This window comes from Cellvibrio sp. UBA7671 (genome assembly GCA_002483145.1).
Taxonomy (GTDB): domain Bacteria; phylum Pseudomonadota; class Gammaproteobacteria; order Pseudomonadales; family Cellvibrionaceae; genus Cellvibrio; species Cellvibrio fibrivorans.
The window spans coordinates 85,406-107,582 of the sequence record DLHJ01000019.1; the positions used below are offsets into that span (position 1 = coordinate 85,406).

14 protein-coding genes are annotated in these 22,177 nt (G+C 46.2%); 12 read left to right on the forward strand and 2 right to left on the reverse strand.

The window, feature by feature from the left end:
* Nucleotides 1-34: 34 nt before the first annotated feature.
* The 5 genes from B4E62_RS19455 to B4E62_RS19475 all read left to right on the forward strand — a co-directional run bounded on the left by B4E62_RS19455 (nt 35) and on the right by B4E62_RS19475 (nt 11,710).
* Entirely contained in the window at nt 35-2,458 is a 2,424-nt protein-coding gene (locus B4E62_RS19455; protein WP_331353228.1) for a glycoside hydrolase family 95 protein, read from the forward strand.
* 55 nt (nt 2,459-2,513) lie between these two features.
* Complete coding sequence (locus B4E62_RS19460) at nt 2,514-5,477, forward strand: TonB-dependent receptor (protein WP_331353229.1); 2,964 nt, start codon at nt 2,514-2,516, stop codon at nt 5,475-5,477.
* Nucleotides 5,478-5,558: 81 nt separating this feature from the next.
* A complete protein-coding gene (locus B4E62_RS19465) occupies nt 5,559-7,292 on the forward strand; it encodes a DUF5597 domain-containing protein (protein WP_331353230.1) in 1,734 nt (577 codons plus the stop codon).
* A 144-nt stretch (nt 7,293-7,436) separates the two neighbouring features.
* The gene (locus B4E62_RS19470; protein WP_331353231.1) at nt 7,437-10,421 is read left to right on the forward strand and encodes a TIM-barrel domain-containing protein; all 2,985 of its coding nucleotides are present in this window, start codon (nt 7,437-7,439) and stop codon (nt 10,419-10,421) included.
* Between the two features lie 383 nt (nt 10,422-10,804).
* The gene (locus tag B4E62_RS19475; protein ID WP_310075243.1) at nt 10,805-11,710 is read left to right on the forward strand and encodes an RluA family pseudouridine synthase; all 906 of its coding nucleotides are present in this window, start codon (nt 10,805-10,807) and stop codon (nt 11,708-11,710) included.
* Between the two features lie 98 nt (nt 11,711-11,808).
* Here B4E62_RS19475 and B4E62_RS19480 read toward each other — a convergent pair whose 3' ends face one another.
* The gene (locus B4E62_RS19480) at nt 11,809-13,491 is read right to left on the reverse strand and encodes a carbohydrate-binding protein (RefSeq protein ID WP_331353232.1); all 1,683 of its coding nucleotides are present in this window, start codon (nt 13,489-13,491) and stop codon (nt 11,809-11,811) included.
* 359 nt (nt 13,492-13,850) lie between these two features.
* Nucleotides 13,851-14,387: a pyridoxamine 5'-phosphate oxidase family protein gene (locus tag B4E62_RS19485; protein ID WP_331353233.1), complete on the reverse strand. Its 537-nt coding sequence runs from the start codon at nt 14,385-14,387 to the stop codon at nt 13,851-13,853.
* 206 nt (nt 14,388-14,593) lie between these two features.
* Between B4E62_RS19485 and B4E62_RS19490 the strand changes: the two genes are divergently transcribed.
* From B4E62_RS19490 to B4E62_RS19520, 7 genes are all read left to right on the forward strand, one after another.
* Nucleotides 14,594-14,773: a DUF6435 family protein gene (locus B4E62_RS19490; protein ID WP_310075234.1), complete on the forward strand. Its 180-nt coding sequence runs from the start codon at nt 14,594-14,596 to the stop codon at nt 14,771-14,773.
* A 297-nt stretch (nt 14,774-15,070) separates the two neighbouring features.
* A complete protein-coding gene (locus B4E62_RS19495; RefSeq protein WP_331353234.1) occupies nt 15,071-15,511 on the forward strand; it encodes a BON domain-containing protein in 441 nt (146 codons plus the stop codon).
* 17 nt (nt 15,512-15,528) lie between these two features.
* Entirely contained in the window at nt 15,529-16,059 is a 531-nt protein-coding gene (locus tag B4E62_RS19500; RefSeq protein ID WP_310075230.1) for a hypothetical protein, read from the forward strand.
* Between the two features lie 117 nt (nt 16,060-16,176).
* Nucleotides 16,177-16,929, forward strand: coding sequence for a DUF72 domain-containing protein (locus B4E62_RS19505; RefSeq protein WP_331353235.1), 753 nt, complete (start codon nt 16,177-16,179; stop codon nt 16,927-16,929).
* A gap of 148 nt (nt 16,930-17,077) precedes the next feature.
* Nucleotides 17,078-18,070, forward strand: coding sequence for an LLM class flavin-dependent oxidoreductase (locus B4E62_RS19510; protein ID WP_331353236.1), 993 nt, complete (start codon nt 17,078-17,080; stop codon nt 18,068-18,070).
* A 244-nt stretch (nt 18,071-18,314) separates the two neighbouring features.
* On the forward strand, nt 18,315-19,997 hold the full coding sequence (locus B4E62_RS19515) for a carbohydrate-binding protein (RefSeq protein ID WP_310075224.1): 1,683 nt from the start codon (nt 18,315-18,317) through the stop codon (nt 19,995-19,997).
* Between the two features lie 534 nt (nt 19,998-20,531).
* The gene (locus B4E62_RS19520) at nt 20,532-22,163 is read left to right on the forward strand and encodes a methyl-accepting chemotaxis protein (protein ID WP_310075222.1); all 1,632 of its coding nucleotides are present in this window, start codon (nt 20,532-20,534) and stop codon (nt 22,161-22,163) included.
* Nucleotides 22,164-22,177: the final 14 nt, after the last annotated feature.

The window sequence follows — 22,177 nt, forward strand, 5'->3', positions numbered from 1 at the left end:
TGGTCGTAATAGTCATATATACCATATTAAAACCATGACAAGCCCTTGCAGAACTACAACAATTCGCGAGCGTATCCGCTCCACTTTGGGGCACGGCATTTATGCTGTGGCGATTATGCTGTGCCTGTTTGTTTCACAGTGGGTATCTGCGGCCGCGCCTTTATCGATCTGGTTTGACCAGCCCGCCAGCGATTGGGAAAAAGAAGGCTTGCCGATTGGCAATGGCGCTATGGGCGCAGTCATAGCCGGTGGCGTGCAGCGCGACCTTATTCAATTCAATGAAAAGACCTTGTGGACTGGCGGGCCGGGTGCAGAGGGTTATGATTTTGGCTGGCCGGAACAGCCCCAAACAGCAGCCTTGAATCAGGTCAGAAAAACCATCGCCACTGATGGTGCTATAGCGCCGGAAGCTGCGGCTAAATTAATGGGGCGCAAAGTCACGGCCTACGGCGACTATCAAACCTTCGGCGATCTGGTTTTAGACTTTGCTAGAAATGACAGCGATGTCACTCATTACAAGCGCGAGCTATCGCTTGCCGATGCACAAGTTACGGTGGCCTATGTGCAGGGCGGTGTGAATTACAAGCGCGAGTATTTGGCGAGTTATCCCGCCAGTGTGATTGCGATAAAACTCAGCGCCGATCAACCGGGAAAAATATCTTTCACTGCTGGTGTCAGCACACCAGACAATCGATCGCTTATCACCCATGTTAATCAAGGTCGCATTACTGCTGCAGGTAAATTAAATAGCAACGGTTTGCAGTTTGAAGCGCAAATACAACTGCTTAATCAAGGCGGCGTGCTGGAAGTCATCGACAACAAAAAGATTCGCATTACTGATGCCGATTCGGTGGTGATTTTGTTGGCCGCGGGCACAGACTATCAACAGCAATATCCCCGGTATCGCGGTGCACATCCCCACACACAATTACAACAGCGTGTAGATGCAGCAGCGGCAAAAGAATTTACGCAATTGCAAACCGAGCATCGCGCTGATTACCAATCCTTATTTAACCGTGTGAAGCTAACCATTGGTCAAGCAGCGATTGAGCAGCCAACGCCAGTGTTGCTCTCGCAGTATAAAAAAGGCAATGCAAGTCTTGATCGCACACTTGAAGCGACTTATTTCCAATTTGGCCGCTATTTATTAATTGCCTCATCGCGCGCCGGTTCATTGCCAGCGAATTTGCAAGGCGTGTGGAATAACTCGATTACGCCGCCCTGGAATGACGACTACCACGTCAATATCAATTTGCAAATGAATTACTGGTTGGCAGAAACCACCAATCTTCCTGAATTGATGACACCCTATTTTGATTTTGTTGATAGCCTGGTTGAGCCCGGAAAAATCGCCGCACAAAAAATTGCCGGTGTCGATAAGGGTTGGATACTGTTTTTAAATACTAATATTTGGGGCTTTACCGGTGTGATTGAATGGCCTACGGCCTTTTGGCAACCGGAAGCTTCCGCTTGGTTGGCGCAACATTATTACGAACACTACTTATTTTCGGGCGATGAAAAATTCCTGCGTGAGCGCGCTTATCCGCTTATGAAAAGCGCCGCTGAATTTTGGTTGGCATTTTTAATAAAAGACCCGCGCGATGGAAAATTAATTGTCTCTCCAAGTTTCTCGCCAGAGCAAGGCAACTTCACCAACGGCGCCGCTATGAGCCAACAAATTGTATTTGATTTGTTACGCAATACCCGCGACGCAGCTGAAGTGCTGGGAGATAAAAAATTCACCCAACAAGTGGCAAAAAAACTAGCGCAACTCGACGCTGGTATCCGCATTGGTTCATGGGGGCAGTTGCAGGAATGGAAAGAAGATATCGACGATCCTAAAAACGATCACCGCCATATCTCTCATTTATTTGCATTGCATCCCGGCAACCAAATTAATGTCCATAAAAATCCTGAGTTATTGCAAGCGGTACGCAGCACACTGAACGCGCGAGGCGATGGCGGTACCGGTTGGTCGCAAGCCTGGAAAGTAAATATGTGGGCGCGCGCACTCGATGGCAATCGCGCGCACAAAGTACTGGGTGAGCAATTGCAGCGCAGCACGCTCAGCAATTTGTGGGACAACCATCCTCCCTTCCAAATAGACGGCAACTTTGGCGCAACCGCAGGCATTGCAGAAATGCTGTTGCAAAGCCACAACGGTGAATTGCATTTGTTGCCCGCATTGCCAGCGGCTTGGCCAACTGGATCAGTCTCTGGTTTGCGCGCACGTGGCGGTATTACCGTTGATATGAGTTGGGCAGATGGGCAACTAATTTCAGCACGAATTCACACTGTTAAAAGTGGAAAAATGTATTTAAGAACCGGGGTTTTGTCAGAAAAATATTCTCTGGCATTAGCGCAGGGTGGTACCGCCGTCGCACTAAAACGCAAAGGTACAAGTGGAAGTTTTACCGCGCAGGGAGGAAGCACATATCTCTTAAACGTTCGTCAATAGAAAACAGCGGGAGATAGCTTTAGGGGTAGTTCAATTATTCTAACTGGAGAACATCATGACAACTAACAATAAACATGTAATTAAAAAACCGTTCCTGAAAAAACAATTGCCAATGTACATCAAAATGGCATCGAGCCTTTCGCTCGTTGTTGGTGCAATGGGTATAGGCTCCCATGCTTTCGCACAAGAGCCGGCAGCCGATGAGCAAGTTGAAGAAGTAATCGTCAGTGGGCAGCGTGCGAGTATTCAATCAGCGCAAGACATTAAGAAAAACTCTTCCACTATTGTAGATTCTATTGTTTCAGAAGATATAGGTAAATTACCGGATCGCAGCGTAACTGAGGCACTTCAACGTGTTCCAGGTGTAACTGTAGGTCGCTACACTAACAATGATGCCGAGCATCCTGCTGCTGAAGGTAGTGGTGTTGCTGTGCGTGGTTTGTCGCAAGTTCGTGCAGAATTAAATGGTCGCGATGTGTTCTCTGCTGCTAGTGGCCGTGGTCTTAGCTTTGAAGATGTTCCAGCCGAATTGATGTATGCGGTTGATACTTATAAAAGCCCTTCCGCCGATATGATCGAAGGTGGTTTGGGTGGTACGGTAAACCTGCGCACTCGTATGCCATTTGATGCCGATGGCCAATTGGTGAGTGTGTCTGCCAAGGGTAACTACGGCGATCAAATTAAAGAGACCAACGGCGAATATTCCGGGTTGTACAGCAATCGTTGGGAAACCGGTGTTGGTGAATTTGGTGTTTTGATTAATGCATCAACTTCTGATTTATCGAGTCGTTCTGATCAGGTGTATACACGAGCATTTTTGCCGCGCGAAATTAATGGCGATGATGTGTGGGTTTCCAAAGGAGTGGACTGGCGCCGCAACGACTACGAAAGTACACGTCAAGGCGGATACCTCGCATTGCAGTGGGCGCCAAATGATGAAACAGAACTTTATTTCACCGTGTTCCAAAGTAAACACGACACAACTTACGATGAAAACGCCTATTTCCTCGAAGGTGCCAACGGTGATCAAGCCTTGTTTCCCACAGCTGAAGATGATTGGGAGTATGACGCCAACGGTGCATTACAGTCTGGTACTGTAACTGTTTCCAATCCTGCACAATGGGGCCTGGATTTTGGCACCAGTACACGTTGGGCAAATAACGTTTCAGAAACCACCGACTATTCGAGCGGTATTAAGTGGAGTCCGGATGACAATTGGAAATTTTCTGCCGATCTTCAATATGTAAAAGCGGATGCAACAGTCGACGATTTTACCCTGGGTTTGAAAGTGATTCCGGAAGAAGGGTACATGGCTGGTATTGGTACTGAGACACCATCTATCCAGTTAGATCCGGAGTTCATGGCTGATTATTCCAATTACAGCTTGGGTCAGGAAATGACTCACTTCGAGCGCAATGAAGCTGAAGCAAAAACGGCACGGTTCGATGCTGAATACAATTTCGATGATTCGGTTATTAAATCGGTAAAAGCGGGTGTGAGATACTCGGACAAATCTGCGGATAATATCAACACAGATTACGATTGGAACACGCGTTACGCCACTTGGTTTACCAAGCTTGATTGGAGTGGCTATGATAAAAATTCGTTGCCAAAAGTCACTGCTGATGAAGCGTCAAAATATTTGAATCTCTATTCGTTCGATAACTTCCAGCGTGGAGATGTCGCGGTTCCTGCGGCGGGTTATTTGTACTCAAGCGCAGCAGTTAAAGATTTTATGGCAACCACAAATGCGATTAATGGTGACCGCGCTACTACTTGCGCTGTGTATCAATCCTGGATTTGTGATGCCATTTATCCTGATGCAAATCGTTTGACGGATCCTCAGTATCGCAACCAACAGAGCGAAACCAGCTTTGCTGCCTACATGATGGCTAACTTTGGTTTCGATGATTTAGCAATGCCAATTGATGGTAATCTTGGTGTGCGTGTAGTTGAGGTTGACAACGAAGCTGATGGTTACGAAGGTTGGAATAGACTGGAAGGCGCGCCTCCGGGGGTGGGTTTTGAAAGCAAGGTTAATCCCTATCATGTGCAACATAGCCGCAGTTACGTATTGCCTAGTTTGAACCTTAGATTAAAAGCCACAGATGATTTCTTTATTCGCTTTGCTGCATCCGAGGCTATGTGGGCTCCCAGCTTTGCTGAGCTTCAAGCAAAACGAATTATCACCAATAGTAAGAAAGACGGCGTAAACAATATCGCCACTATTAATGACGTGAAGTTTGCTCAAGATCAATTCAGTAACCCTGACTTAACGCCAATGAAAGCCACCCAGTTTGATCTTACTGCGGAGTGGTACTTCGATGATAACGGCGGTATGGCACATGCGGCGTTGTTCAGTAAGCAAATTGACGATTTCTTCCGCCGCGACAATGTGGTGTCAGATGTCGAAAACCCCAATGGGGTTGTGGTTCCTGTGAACTCAACCAAGCTGACTAATATTGGGTCGGGGGACATCAAGGGTGCTGAAATTGGGGTCAGTAAATTCTTTGACTTCTTGCCCGCACCGTTCGATGGTTTGGGTATTCAAACCAGTTACACCTACATTGATAGCGAGGCAAAAATCCCCGCGAGTGCTGATGGTGTGAGCCCAATCGATACGGATCGCTCGCGTTATGGTCAGATGCCTCTCGATCAACTTTCTAAAAATGCCTATAACATTGTGGGTATGTATGAGAAAGACGGTTTCTCTGCGCGGTTAGCTTACACTTGGCGTAGTGAATACTTGATTACTTGGGGTGGTAACGGGTTTGATCCAGACTTCAACTTCGGTAGCAGCGGTAAGGCTCGCCTGCCAGTCTACAACGATGACTACGGTCAATTGGATGCGTCCGTTAGCTACACCTTCCTCGACAATTACACAGTAACTGCTGAAGCTTCAAATCTCTTGAAGGAAAAAACAGTGGGTATTATCGATCAGAATGGTGCTGGCGATCATGTCGCATACTCCTATGCACAAGATGCCCGCTTTGCAGTTGGTATCCGTGCCAAGTTTTAATTAGTGTGTGTTTAACCTTGCCCCCATCGGGGCAAGGTTTTTTGTTTTTGTCCTATATGAAATTTACCCTGGTGAGGTTTTATGAACGTTGGCATTTCACATTATTGGTGCGCATTGAAACGTTTTTTTGCGTTTACCTTAATTCTATCTGCGCCGATTGTATCGTTGCCAGTTTTCGCTGAAGCTTTGCCCGAACTCGTCACCAAAAATGGTCGCCACGCTTTATTGGTGGATGGGGCACCCTATTTAATGCTTGGAGCACAAACCAATAACTCCAGCAATTATCCCGCGGCATTAAAAGATGTCTGGCCGTCGGTTGAAAAAATGCATGCCAATACCTTGAGTATTCCCGTCGCTTGGGAACAAATCGAACCGGTTGAAGGCCAATTCGATTTCTCTTTTGTCGATGTATTGCTAAAACAAGCGCGCGAGCGCGATGTAAAAGTGGTGCTGCTCTGGTTTGCGACTTGGAAAAACAACGCTCCTCACTATGCACCGGCATGGGTGAAGTTGGATAACAAACGTTTTCCGCGTGTAGTGAAACAAGATGGCGATACGCTCAATTCAATGTCGCCGCTGGGTAAGAACACCTTGGAGGCGGATAAAAAAGCCTTTGTTGAATTAATGAAGCATTTAAAGAAAACCGATAAAGACCATACCGTCATTATTGTGCAGGTAGAAAACGAAGTGGGTACCTATGGCGCCGTGCGCGATTACTCCGCTGTTGCCCAACAGCAATTCAACTCCCCCGTGCCTGCTGATTTGATTGAAAAGCTGAAATTAAAATCCGGTAGTTGGGCGCAAGTGTTTGGTAAAGATGCCGACGAATTTTTTCACGCCTACTACATCGCCAAATATTGCAATGAAATTGCCGAAGCAGGTAAGGCGGTAAAAAATCTGCCGATGTATGTGAACGTGGCATTGCGCAATCCCTTTAATCCCGGTTTGCCTGGGCAGTATTCCAGTGGTGGAGGCACCGATAACGTGCTGCATATTTGGAAAGCGGCAGCGCCAGCGATTGATTTAATCGCCCCGGATATTTATTTCCGCGATCACAAAACAGTTAGCAAAGTATTGGATTTGTATGCACGCCCCGACAACGCATTATTTGTTGCCGAGATTGGTAATGATCAACCTTTTGCGCGCTATTTCTATCCCACCTTGGGCAAAGGCGGAATTGGTTTCTCGCCTTTCGGCATGGATAATACTGGCTATACCAATTATCCACTCGGTGCAAAAGAATATAACGATGAGGTGATCGAATATTTTGCCCAGCACTATCGCGCTATTGCACCGGGCATGCGCCCATGGGCAAAGCTGTTATTTGAAAATAACAGCTGGGGTTTAGCCGAACCACTGGATACCACTGGCGATACACAAAAAATCTGGAATGCAGAAGCAACTCCCGCTGAAAAAGAACAACACAGCAAGGACCGCGCTGCAGCACTCACCCAATTGGTTGATGCAGGATTATGGGATATAGAAGTGACCTATGGTCGCCCCATGTTTTGGATTGCGCCACCCGAAGGAAATACCCCGGCGGCTGGCGGCGCACTGGTTGTGAAGTTGAGTGATAACGAATATTTGGTTACAGCACACAAAGCACGTGTGGAATTTAAACCATCAGCAGAATTGGTTGGTAAAAAATATATGATCGAACGCGTGGAAGAAGGCCACTTCTCAACCATTCCTGATGAAAAAGGTGAGTGGAGGATGGATCGTGTTTGGAATGGCGATCAAACCGACTGGGGTATGAATTTCAGTGATCGCGCGGTTACGTTGAGGGTCAAAATGGCTGCGTATACAACGAATTAAAAAACCAGGGCGAAGAGAAAAGGGCGCGGCAAGCAGCGCCCCTACAAATTGCACCCGTAGAGGCGCTGCTTGCCCCGCCCTGTTTTTCGTCCTGTCTCTATAAAATATTCAAATTTTTAAAATCGTAAAACGAGGAAAACAAAAATGCTATCTGCATTAAAACGGCTTTCACACAAAGCCATGATCAAGCATTGCATTATCGGTGTTGCATCGGTCGCGCTTTTGCAAGCTTGTTCCAAACAGTCAGGCAATGAATCAACATCCAACACTACAGCGCCTACCCAACAAGTTAAAGCCTTGGCGCAAGTTGAAAAAACTGCAGAAGGTGTAGTGATTACGCTTGCAGAAGGTGCAGTAAAAAAGGTGCGTTTGCAGGTAATGAGCGAAAAAATTATTCGTGTGACTGCATTGCCCGGAACGGATTTTTCGGTATTGCCCGAATCCATTCAGGTTGTTGCCAAACCAATAACTGCAGTTCCGTTTACGGTTGATGAGACAGGTGAAAAGCTCGTCCTAAAAACGGCGCAAGTCGCTGCTGAAGTTTCGTTAATCGATGGCACTGTGAGTTTCCGCGATGCAAAAGGTAATCTGTTATTACAAGAAGAAAATCGCGGTACTTTTTCACCGGTGACTGCAGATCCGATCAAGCCGGATGCGGACTCTTTTGCAATCCGCCAGGAATTTAACCGCGACACCGATGAAGGCTTTTTTGGTTTGGGTCAACACCAAAATGGTCAAGTGAATTACGCGGGTGAAAACGTGGAACTTACCACCTACAATCTGGTGATTTCAATTCCTTATGTCGTTTCCAGCCGCAACTATGGTGTGCTCTGGGATAACAACTCTGTCACCCGTTTTGGCGACCCACGCGAAACCCAGCCATTAAATGTTTCACTGAAATTGTATGATGCAGAAGGTAAAGAAGGTGGTTTGACTGCGCGCTATTACGATGGCAATGAGTTAAAACTCACTCGCGTGGAAGCCGATTTGAATTATCAATTCTTCAGCGACAACAGTGTGCGTGAGGTGCCATTCCCGGATGAAGTGAAAGATGCAAAAAATCTGCGCATCGAGTGGGAAGGCAGCATTCAAAGCGATGAGTCAGGCACTCATCATTTCAAAATGTACAACTCCGGTTACGCAAAATTATTTGTCGATGGCCAGCTGGCGCTGGATCGCTGGCGTTTGAACTGGAACCCCTGGTACCACACCTACAAAATGGATATGAAGGCGGGCGAGAAAAAAGCCGTTAAAGTGGATTGGACGGTGAGTGGCGGTTTCTTCCGCTTAACGCACCTGGATCCTATGCCAGTGGAAGAGCAAAAAGAATTGTCACTGACGTCTGATACGGGCAAAGCCATTGATTACTATTTTGTAGTCGGCAACAACAAAGATGAAGTCGTGGGTGGTTACCGCGAATTAACGGGCAAAGCCGTCATGTTGCCAAAATGGGTTTATGGTTTCTGGCAAAGCCGCGAGCGCTATAAAAATCAGGACGAAATCGTCAACACCTTTAAATACTATCGCGAGAAAAAAATCCCGATTGATAACATCGTGTTGGATTGGTCTTACTGGCCAGAAAATGCCTGGGGCAGCCACGATTTTGATCCGGCACACTTTCCTGATCCAAAAGCCATGACCGATAAAATCCACGCAATGAACGGCAATATTATGATTTCCGTGTGGCCTAAATTTTACCCCACCACCGAAACTTATAAAGAATTGAATGCAAAAGGTTACATGTTCAATAAGAACATTGAAGAAGGTAATCTGGACTGGATTGGAAAAGGTTATTTGAATGCGTTTTACGATCCTTACCCAAAAGAAGCGCAGGAAATTTTCTGGAAGCAAATCAACGAGAAAATTAAATCCAAAGGTTTTGATGCATGGTGGTTGGATGCGGCTGAGCCGGATATCCACTCGAATTTGTCATTCACCAAACGCAAAGAATTAATGAGCCGTGAAGGTGGAATTGCATCGGGTGCAGAGAATTTCAACTCTTACGCAATTCCCAATGCATCGGCGGTATATAACGGCGAGCGCGCAACCAGCCCGGAGAAACGTTCATTTATTTTGACTCGCTCAGGTTTTGGCGGCATCCAGCGTACCGGCGCAGCCATTTGGAGTGGTGACACTTCATCGGATTGGAATAATTTGAAAGACCAAATTGCCGCAGGTGTCAGCACCGGTATTGCCGGTATGCCTAACTGGAGTTTTGATATCGGTGGTTTTACACCGGAAGATAAATATCGTTGGGGCAATAAAAATGGTGGCGAAGCACTGAAAGTGCAGGACTTAAGACCTGAATTGGTTGCTGATTGGCAAGAGCTGAACGTGCGTTGGTTCCAATTCGGCGCTTTCGTGCCACTGTTCCGTTCACACGGCCAGTATCCTTACCGCGAAATTTTCAGTCTCGCCGATGAGGGTACCGAGGTATACAACACACTCGAATCCTACATTAAATTGCGCTATCGATTGATGCCTTACATTTACACATTAGCGGGCGATACTTATCACAAAAACGGAACTATTATGCGTCCGCTGGTGATGGATTTCCCGAACGACAAAACGGGTTGGAATATCAATACGCAATACATGTTTGGCCCTGCATTTTTAGTTAACCCTGTATATGAAAACAAAGCGCGCAGTCGCGATGTGTATTTGCCTGCAGGTGCAGACTGGTTCAATTTTTACACCGGTGAGAAATTTATCGGCGGTCAAACCATTAAAGCCGACGCACCTTTCACGCAAATGCCCTTGTTTGTTAAAGCCGGTTCAATTGTTCCCACCGGCGCCGCCATTCAACATGTCGACGAAGGTTTGAATACACCATTAACGCTGAATGTTTACGCAGGTGCAAACGGCAACTTCGAAATTTATGAAGACGATGGCCGCTCAACCAAATACGAATCGGGTGAGTGGGCGCGCATTCCAGTTAGCTACGACGATGCAACGGGCACTGTCACCGTCGGAGACCGCGTCGGCGGTTTCACTGGTATGGCCAATGAACGCAAGATCAGTGTTCGCTTTATCAGTGGCGTCAATAAAGATGCTGCAAATTTTGATGTAGGTGTGCAAGAGACAATTACCTATGCAGGTAAATCAGTTACGGTGAAATTAACAAAATAATTCCTTAGTTTCTTCGCGAAATAAATGGCGTTAAAACAAAAAGCCCGGTCATTGCAAAATGGTCGGGCTTTTTGTTTTTGGATGATAAGGGCGCAGCAAGCGGCGCCCCTACACACAGCATCGCACCAGTAGGGGCGCTGCTTGCTGCGCCCTATTTGGGATATCAATTATCTTTCGCAGCGGATAATAGTAGAAAGCCGTCACAGAAATGTTAATTAGCTATAGGATGCAATTGGGTGTTATTCTGGCGACCTACTGAATATTTTTCCTGCCTCGTCTGAGCCTTCATCTCAGCTCTTCCGACTATGGTCAAGCATTCTTGACCATCCTTTTTAAGCTTGTTACGCGCCGCGCCCAAAGAGCTTAAATTCAGAGCGAACGCTATGTCGGAAAAATTGCACGTTAGTGAGCCTGCGGGTCTTATGGTGTTTCTCAGTACGCAACTGCAGGGTTGGGCGCGCAGTAAAATTAAGCAGCGGTTACAAAGCGGTTGCGTCAGTGTCAATGGCACTACCATTACACAGCATGATTACGCGCTTCAAAACGGTGATCTGGTTGAAGTAGGAGCAACTGCCAAGGCAGCTAGTAGCTCACCCTCACAATTGGAAATTTTGTATTCTGATCGCGATATTATCGCCATCAATAAACCTGCTGGTTTGTTGTCGGTAGGCAATGCGAAAGAAACTCAGCAGCATGCTCTGGCCATTTTGCGCAATCAATTATCGCGCCGCACGCACGCCGTAAAGTTGTGGCCGGTAAACCGGATTGATCGCGATACTTCAGGGGTTTTATTATTCGCCACTTCACGCGAAATGCGCGAAGCCGTAATGGATAAATGGGATCAAGCCGAGAAAACCTATTTGGCGATTGTAGAAGGTTGCCCAGACCCGGCGCAGGGAACAATCGATCAACCCTTACGTTTGGATGAAGTGGAATACCGCGTTCACGTAGGTGCGCATCCAGATGCAAAACCCGCCATCACCCATTTCAAAACAGAACGCACCAACACCACACGCACGCTTTTGCAGGTTCAAATAGACACTGGGCGACAGCATCAAATCCGCGCGCATTTATCCTGGCTGGGTTATCCCGTAGTCGGTGATGAACGCTACGGCACCAACGGCGATCGCATGGGTTTACATGCGTTGCGGTTAAAAATAATTCATCCAAAAACCGGCAAAGAATTAGTGTTTGAAACACCTGCTCCTGCGGATTTTTTTGCGTTGATGAATCAAAATTCTTCTACTACGAGAGGAAAAAAATTAACTAAACCGGTTTCTAGAAGGTGAAATAAATCTGTTGTTTATTAATCGATTCGTTGAGCCGCTATTAACTAAAAATGCCCGGCCGCTGTAAAGCGACCGGGCATTTGCATTCTCACAGTCGATCAGTCTTTCGCCACATCTATCTTGCCCGCACCTGCATAAGTTGGCACCAGGATTGGCAATACCGATGCGCTATTAATCGTGTACTGATAAAAATTGCGTGGATTAAATGCCAAACCGTTGTCTACGTGTAATATCCATTCTGCGTTTGGGTTAAACAATTTCACAATATTGTCATTGGTAAATGTCACCTTGGCACTTTGCTCGCTGTCTTCACTGACTACGTAAAGCTCTCCGCTATCCACATAAATATTATTCGCTTCCAGATACAACTCTGCTTCCGGGCCAGCTAATGCGATGTAGGAAATCTGGCGGCTGGGGCCAGTGCGGTCGTTGAAAAAATAATTATTGTAGACATGTGCCTTACCAAAACGTACGCGGGGATGGCGTTGATAGGTATTTTCAAAATAATTGTGGTGATAAGTCACGTGCAGGCGCCCTGAATCCTGAACGGCATTACTATCAACGTGCCCTAACAGCATGGTCTTGTTGTAGTGATAAAAATGGTTCCAGGAAACTGTCACCCAATCGCCACCGCGTTTTACATCCACAGCACCATCAATGCGTCCCGCGAGCGTGGAGTTAGGGGCACTGTAAATAAAGGTGTTGTGGTCTACCCACACATGGTGAGAAAAACATTCAACCGTTACACCATCGGCATCGGGGTTTGAACCTGCGTCATACACATCGCGGAAAGTTAAATTGCGAATAACGACATTGGATACATAAGTGTTACTCGTGTTGTACGCTTCAAGGCATCCGGTAGTGCCGCCGACACGGAAACCTATTTGCCGCAAAATCGCAGTATTGCCAACACCAACAATTGTTTTGTTGGACGCTACATTAAATTTTACGTACCCCGTCGGTGGTTGAATCGTGCCTTCTACCTGAATCACATAAGGCTCGCTCGCCGTAATATAGGTTTGCAGTTGCTCAAAGGTCGTTACCCTCACAACCGCACCGCCCGCACCGCCCGTTGTTGTTGGAACACCCAACGCTGGAACGGTAGCAAAACCTGTCAATGAAAAATCAGGTGTTTCACTAATCGGTATGCTGGATGCGGAGCTACTGGAAACTGACTGCACCGACGAGCGCGATGAACTCAATATTGGAGTGGAAGAATTACTACTCGGCGAACTGCTGGAAACACGGCTGGACGATTGCACAGACGCAACAGAAGAGGGAGCTGATGAATTGGGTACTGAGGATGCAGCTCCGCAATTGCCCGCCACTGCATTTCCACCGACGGTCAAAGAATCAATATTGGCAATTTCTTGCGAACCCGTTGCGCGCAATCGCAGCTGGTTTGCACCTGCCATTAAATTGATATTTTTGGTCACCGTGCTCCATGTTGATAGCGACGCAGTACGCGGAAATGACAAGCTGCCCGATGAGCCATTCACTGTTAAGCCCGCACTGGTTGATCCCACATTCGCATAACGAAAACTAATGGAATAACTACCGCTCGCAGGTACATTTATCTGGTAATTAATTCCCTGCCCGCCGGAGTTATTGATATCGACATAACCGGCACCGGTGTAACCGTTGTTAGCGGTGCTGATAATGCCGTCGTAACTGCAAAATCCCGGATCATTTTCCTGGATGGTGACGGCAGCGGAGACAAGCGATGAAATAGATGTGGAAGCCAGTGCCAGAACAGCAGCTGACGCAATTTTAGTAAACATAAAAAATCCTCGGCAATTAGTTATTGTTTATTGACCGAATATTTTTTGCAGTTTCTTATTATTAATTTAAACAGCAGCGCAGGAATGGCAGATTCGTCACTCCTGTTGCGCGTAGATAGTATAGTTTGAAAACTGGGCTGTAGAAAAATAAAACGCGATTTGGCGAAATAAATCACTTTTACGGTTTACACAATATTAAAAATTATCTTTTAATTAAATTGAGTTAGAAGGGCGAGTGGACAAATGAATTTCACATGTTGACAAGTGTCCGGGAATTGATCGCAAATTAAGTTGAGTTCAATGCCATTTTCTAACCAGGCATTAATCCCCGCAAGTACGGTTGTGTGTCCACCTTGCTTTTACATTTTTACTTTCCCTTCGATAGAATCATCCAGTGTTTTACCTATCAACGCGCCAATAGCCATTTTAATTCCCGCCACAGCAAAACCATGTTTGATATCCCAGTAATAGCCTTCGGTTGGCGTCACTTTGATAACAGAGATACGCGGATCATTTTCGCCTTCAGTAAACCAGGTTTTAAATATCGGCTTCCATAATTCTTTAATTCTGTTTTCATCGCGTGAAGCAGTGGCAGTGCCTTTAATGACTAAAAAGTCAGAATGAGCCGAGCCTTGAAAATGCAAAGTAACACTGGGGTTTATCGCAATTTCCTGATCTTTGTGGCTGTCATTTGCACTCAGGAACCAAATATTGCCCTCGTCGTCCACCTCTTGCACTCCCATAGGGCGCGTTCCACAAGATTCTGCAACTGCAATAGCAGTGCTGAAAAAGCAACTCTCTGCCTTATCAATAATCTGTTTTATTTTCTCAACAGCGGCAACGCCGCTCAGGTCTTCATGGTTATGTTCGGTTTGGTTTTCATTAATTGAATTCATAATAATCTCGCATGGGTAATGTTAGAAACGTCAGGCGCTGCTCTTACAGCGTGGTTCTCACCAGCTTAAATGATGCGAACCTGACGAACTGTTCGGTAAGCAACCTAGCGAGGTTTTTTTGGGAGGAGGACTAGTGAGTGGGTAGATTGAACCAAAACCTGTTGGCAACCGTAATAGCTGACTAAAGAAATTAACGGATAATTACTATGTTTTCCTTTTTCAAAAAAGATCCGCTTAAAGAGCTCAATAAACAATATCTGCAAAAATTAGAAGAGGCCATGTATGCACAGCGCAATGGCGATATCAGGTCTTATTCGATGCTCACGAGTGAGGCGGAGGATATTTTGAAGAAGATCGAAACTATGGAGAAACCAACAGAAAAGTAATTTGCACCATGAAAATGAGAGTATCAATTCTCACCTATGTGGGAAGATTTTCATTTAGAGACCATGCACAAAAATCCTCAGGTCGCCCATCTCGTATCGCAATGCTTAAGCATCTCGACTGTCTCTTAAAGTGATGTGCTTGACTACTCCTCCCCCAAACCAGCTCTATATCGTTTTAAATTCTTAATAGAAAATTAGCTCCAATGTGTGCTACCAAACAATCAAATGAAATTTCTCGGCATAGACTGCGCACAGCAGGTTGCGAATTGGCGGCCACTTATTAACTACCGGAGAGAAATGATGCGAACATCAATAAAACTTTTAGGATTTACTCTTGTGCTTGGTAGCGCAACAGCGATAGCGGCAAATGGCGTTCTCCATAGCTCGTCTTCCTCTATGTCGTCAGCGACATCATCTGCTATGAAACCAGCTTTGGCAAAAGATGCTGATAATACGGATTTGAACACTCGTGACAAAAGTGGCGATACGCTGACCCCACAAAATCAGTCGAACTCCGAGTCAGACCTTAAAGTTCTCGCGGCGGTGCGCAGTGCAATCGTAGAAGACGACAATCTTTCGACTGCCGCTCACAATGTAAAAATTATGGTGGCGAATGGCGCGGTTACATTGCGCGGTCCAGTAAAGAATACAAGTGAAAAAGCAAGGGTAGAGGGACTCGCGCGTAAAGTTGCGGGAGTTGTAAGTATTGATAACCGATTAGATATTGACACTAAGTAAACCTTTGGAGATTTATTATGAAAAACGCTGTTTATTGTATTGCCCAAACTCGCGAACAAGCTGAAACCATCGTCCATAGTTTAAAAGATGCTGGTTTTCCTAATACGCAAATTTCTGTACTTTTCGCCGATAAATCAGGTACACGCGATTTCTCTCATGAACAAAATACGAAAATGCCTGAGGGAGCGACCACAGGTGGTATTGCGGGAATGGGGGCAGGTGCCGCTCTGGGTTGGTTGGCTGGCATTGGTAGCTTGGCCATTCCTGGTGTAGGTCCTTTCATTGCTGCGGGCCCCATAATGGCTGCGCTCGGAGGAGCTGCTGTCGGTGGCGCAACGGGTGGGATGATAGGTGGTTTAATCGGCATGGGCATTCCTGAATATGAAGCCAAATTATATGATGGCAAAATTCAAGGCGGTAATTCCCTGATCTCGGTTCACACCGAAAATTCTGACCAGGTTGACGCTGTGAAAGAGATTTATAAGCGTGCCGGTGCTGAAGATATTCATTCCACGTCAGAAGGCAGTGCACCGCATAAAGCGGCTTAATAGTAATTTGTCCTAAAAAAGCGCGACTTTCCTCGCGCTTTTTTATTGGCAGCCTCGCACGGAAAAATTTTGGCGGGAGATGACCAGCGATTATGCACCAGCCTGGTTTGAGGTGATATGAAAGCGAATGAATCACCAATTTACATTGGAACCAGTGGTATTGCATTGCCCGGTAACAAAACCAGTTTCCCCGAACAATTTCGTTCAGGTACCCGGTTGCAATATTACAGCTCAATATTTAATTCGTTGGAAGTGAATAGCTCGTTTTATAAGCTTCCTCAGGCCAAAACATTTTCTAAATGGGGTGGCGAAGTTACGGACAACTTTATTTTCAGTGTAAAGCTATCAAAATCGATAACGCATGCAAAGCAATTGAATTTTGAGGTCGCTGATATCGCTAATTTTATCTCCGCAACAAAAGAATTGAACGGGCATAAAGGCGCGCTATTAATTCAATTTCCGGCAAGCATAACCATAGCTTATGCGGAGAAGGTACTAAGCATTCTGCACCATTTAACATCGATAACAACGCTGCCTTTTTGGCAATTAGCGGTCGAGGTTCGCCATAACAGTTGGTATACAAATGACTTCTATACTGCGCTGCAAAAATATCAAGCATCGCTCGTATTTCATGATATGCCTAGCGTTAAAACCCCCTTGGATCACACTGCAACTGACGTTATCTATTTACGTTTCCATGGGCCATCAGGGAACTACACCGGTTCCTATGATTACCAAATAATTGAAGCGTATGCACAAAGGATTCGACAGTGGCACATCGGTGGGAAAACGATATTTGTCTACTTCAACAATACCATAGGCGATGCGTACAATAATGCGCTTACACTTCAGAGGTTGTTGAATCTATAAGCCCTGGATTACATTAAGTACAACAATCAATTTATGTCATATTCACAGAGTGCAAACGGTAAAGAATTACTAAACTACCTTCGCACAAACCCATCACCTGATCTTTTACCCGTAAAATACATCCCTATCCATAGGATGAGGTTGTGCTATGTCTGTTGAATTCTCTCTGCTTGAACTCGCGTCTGTGCGAATCGATGAAACTCCCTGTGACAGCTTTACGCATGCCGTGGCTTATGCCAAGGCGGCGGATGCCTTGGGGTTTAAGCGGTTTTGGTTGGCGGAGCATCATAATATGCAGGGTATTGCCAGTTCAGCGACGGCGGTGTTGATTGGGCATATTGCGGGGAATACGCGGCAGCTGCGCGTGGGTTCCGGCGGGATTATGTTGCCCAACCATTCGCCGCTGATAGTGGCGGAACAATTTGGCACGCTTGCATCGCTTTATGGCGACCGTATCGACTTGGGGTTGGGGCGCGCGCCAGGGACTGACCCGGTTACCAGCCGTGCATTAAAACGCGATGATACTGCTGCGGAAAATTTTGCGCAGGAAGTGCAAGTGATCCAACAATTATTGCAGCCGAGTTCACCGCAACAGCGGTTGCGCGCTGTGCCGGGTGAAGGTACGCAAGTGCCAATCTGGATTTTAGGTTCCAGCCTTTACAGTGCGGGGCTTGCGGCACAATTGGGATTGCCTTATTCATTCGCCGGGCATTTTGCGCCCTCCTATATGCGTGCTGCACTTAAACGGTATCGCGCAGAATTTCGCCCATCAGCATATTTGGATAAACCCTATTTTATGTTGGGATTGCCGGTTATTTGGGGCGAGACAAATGAGCGGGCGATGTTTAATGCATCCACCGGATTTCAGAGGATTGTGGCGTTGTTTCGCGGTGAGCCTATGTGGTTGCGGCCGCCGGTTGATATTGCGCAAATAGATTGGTCCGCTGGCGAAAAAAATAATGTGGAGGAATTTTTAGCGCTCGCACAAATTGGTGATGAACTTCAAATTTTGGATGGCTTGCAGCAATTGCGCGATGAACTCGCCATCGATGAATTTATGTTTACGATCGATGTGTATGACCGCGACTTGCGCATTAAAACTTTATCCACTCTCGCGCGCCTTAAAGAACATCTGCGTTAATAGAAAATCCCATCTGAATTAAACACTAATAAAATCATTATGATAGGTCAGGTGTGCCACTTTTTAACACGCCTGGCACTCCCGCTGTTCCCAGTCACTTTATCGCCCAACTGAAACTGACTAGCAAATCATTCTCCATCGGGGCTAGGCTCCCGCACTCGCGTATTGCTGTTACATAACGTTGCGCGTGTTTCCCATACTAATAATGAATTCAACCTTTCCCTATGATCATCGGAGAATCTCCATGCACCCCTGCTTAAAACGTCCTTCACTATTATTGCCTTTTATTTTATTGGGCAGCCTTAACTACGCAGCCATTTGTGCGGCTGCACCTTATCAAGCCGAGGATTACGCGGCTGCCTTTGATACCACCACCGGCAATACGGGCAATGTGTATCGCACCGGTAATGTGGATATTCAAGCGACCACCGATACTGGTGGCGGTTTTAATGTGGGTTGGATTGAACCCACCGAGTGGCTCAGCTTTAACAATTTAGTTATTCCCGCAACGGGCGATTATTTAATAAGTGCACGTGTTGCGAGCGCGAGTGGTGGCACCTTGTCGCTGGATTTAAATGGCGGTTCTATTCCATTGGGCGCGCTCGCCATAACTGGCACTGGCGGTTGGCAAACCTGGAAGACTTTTTCCAAAGTGGTGAAAATAAATGCGGGCACTTATAGCCTGGGTGTTTATGCTACCACCGGCGGATGGAATTTAAATTGGGTTGATGTGGTGTCTTGCCAGCAAACCGATTGCGGTCATGCCATTCCAGGGCGTGTAGAAGCCGAGCGCTACAATAGTTTTCTGGATACAACGGCGGGCAATACCGGCGGCCAATTGCGCACGGACAATGTAGATATTGAACTCACTACAGATTCAGGCGGCGGCTACAACGTGGGTTGGATTGACGCGGGTGAATATTTGCGTTACCGAGTGAATGTGAGTATGAAGGGCCGCTATAAAATGACGGCGCGGGTTGCATCGCCCAACAGCGGCACCTATTTCAAATTAAAACTCAACGGCAGCGACCTTGGCAGCCGCATTAATGTTCCTACTACCGGCAATTGGCAAACCTGGCAGAATGTAAGTGTCGAGGTATCGCTCGACCAAGGCGCGCATGAATTGGAAGCCTATTTTGAAACCGGCAATTTCAATCTGAATTATGTGGATTTTGAATACCTTGGCCCCAACGATAATTCCAGCAGTAGTTCAAGCAGTAGTTCCAGCAGCGCCGGAACTTTAAAAGTAATGACCTACAACGTGCGCACTACACCCGCCGGTGATGTGGGCGAACGCTTTTGGGATAACCGCAAAGCTGAGTTGATTACCGCCATTAAAACCCAATTGCCGCAAGTGATTGGGTTTCAGGAGGCCACCACTGAGCAGCACGATTATATTAAAGGCAGCCTCGGCGGTAATTGGTCTTCATCGCCACAGCGCCAAATTATTTATCGCAATGATGCGTTTGATCTAGTGCAAGGCGGCATTATTGAATTGGTGGCCGATGTCTGGGGCAGACGTACCAGTGAATGGATAAAGTTGCGCAGAAAATCTGACAGCCGCGAATTTTTGTTTTTGAATAATCACTGGGGTGTTGATGGTAATTCGCAACAAGGTTCTGCAAATATTTTGCGTGATACCCTACCAAGCTTGAACCAGAGTTGGTCGCTGCCAACTATTTTATTGGGCGATTTAAATGCAGCGCCGGGTAGTGGCCCGATCAATACGCTGATGAACCAAACACAACTCATCAGCCTATTTACCGGTAACACGTTTAATGGTTGGAATCCAACGCCTAACGTGCAATTGGATTATATTTTTGCCAGCAAGTTTACGCTGTCTGGCTGCAACCTGATTACCTATCGCGAAGGCACTACGCCACCATCGGATCACTATCCGATTTTCTGTGAGGTGAAGTTTTTGTAAGGCGACGTATTTATATGTCTGTATCCATACAAAGTTGACCTTACAGTTACTTGAGTTGACACCTACAATTTTTCAGACGATTTAATTGATCCCGGCTTTTACAGGCCGGGATTTTTTTCATAGGCAGGCCCTGATTCGTGATCTGGAATTTCTTATGGTGCGTATCGGGTTGCTTATAGATCTGATGTGCAAAAATAATGAGTTGATTGCGAATCTTTCTTACTGGCGTTCATGCGCCGTCATGCATTTTTTATCAGTGTCCCACTTCTTTCTATATAACCATTTTGTCGCGCCTTGAAAATTACCGAGCAATTTTTGTTGGTGGCTTGGTGATTGCTCATTTTTTAACGCGAAATCAAATTAAAAACTCGCAGAATGGTTTCTTGTTGCTATGGTTACTGATACGGAATTCATTGCGCAGACTTGGTTTTTATCAGGCGATTTGTTGCAAATGAACGATCTTCTCCTGAACTGCCAGGTTAAAGGATTAGTAATACTAAATATCCTCTAACGAACTACGGGTCCAATTGCTCTATGAAAGTTATTAATCGCTTGTATATCGGCTTCGTTTTATTGTTGCTACTGATGATTTTAACTACCGTGATGGGGGTTCTTAAAATCAGAAAAGCAGACCAGATACTTACGACTGTCGCCGAACAAACCTCTGTTGAGCAACGTCAGGCGATTAATTTTCGCGGCAGCGTACATGATCGTGCCATATCCATTCGCGACGCGGTACTTGAAGGTAATTTGACCGCCAGCCAAAAACACTTGGGCGATATCGTCAAGCTCGATAAATTTTATCAAGACTCAGCGGTTTTGCTTGACCGGCTGTACAGCTCCAAACAAGGCAACAATCCTGAAGAGCAGCGATTATTGGCTGCGATCAAAACTATCGAAAAACAAACCTTGGAAATTACAGCTCAATGTATCCGCTTACTGAATGCGAATGATTATGATCAGGCGCGGAGCTTTTTGTTGTCGGATGTTTCCCCTTCTTACGCGGAATGGTTAAAGCGTATTAATGCGCTGATTGATCTTCAGGAAAAAGAAATTCAGCAAAGTGTTAAATCAGTGCGTGATGAAACCCATAGTTTTCAATTGTTTATGATGATTGTAACCGCTTTTTCGCTGGTGATCGGCGCTGCCTTTTCTGTGCTGACGGTAAAAAGATTGTTACAAATTCTCGGCGGAGAACCTGAACAAGCAGCTGAAATCATTAATCAAATTGCCGATGGTGATCTGCGCTTAACCGTTGAAGCATCTGCGCCCAACAGCATTATGAGCGCCTTGCATAAGCTTAATAGCCAGCTGAATCAAATGACGGCTAGTACAACAAAAGCAGCAGCAGATCTGATGTCTGCCTCTACGGATTTGCTTAACACATCAAAGCAAAACGAAAAATTAATTGGCCAGCAAAAACATGAAACCGAACAAGGTGCTTCGGCTATACAGCAAATGGCCAATAGCGTAATCGATGTGGCGCATCACACAAATCAGGCGGCGATTTTAGCGCAAACAGCCATGAAGGAATTTACAGCGGGCCAGCAGGAAGTTGATAAAACGCAACAAACTATTTCGCAGTTGGCGAGTAAAGTGGGTGAGGCTGCTGTGGTCATTGATAATCTGTCGGAAGGCAGCCGTGAAATTGGTTCGGTGTTAGACGTGATACAAGGTATCGCAGAGCAAACCAATTTGCTCGCATTAAATGCAGCCATTGAAGCGGCGCGCGCGGGCGAGCAAGGACGGGGTTTTGCGGTGGTTGCCGATGAGGTGCGTAGCCTCGCTGGTCGCACCCAACAGTCAACACGTCAGATACAAGAAGTTATCAAGCGAATGCAGGATGGTTCGCAAAAAGCAGTAGAAGTAATGAAGCAGGGGCAGGAGCAGGCCAGCCTGAGTGTTGATCAGGCGCATCGCGCTGGTGATGCATTGAAAGCAATTAACTCCTCGGTGACACGCATTAATGATATGAATACACAAATCGCCGCGACTGCTGAAGAGCAATCTGTAGTAGCTGCTGACATCAACAAAAACTTCGATCGTATTACGCATTCTGCCAATTTGGCGGAGCAGGAAGCACGCAAGATTACCCAGTCAAGCAATGCATTAGATGGTTTAGCGACTATACTGGGCTCTGCAGTAAAACAATTTAAAGTCAGTTAAATGGAAGGTTTACT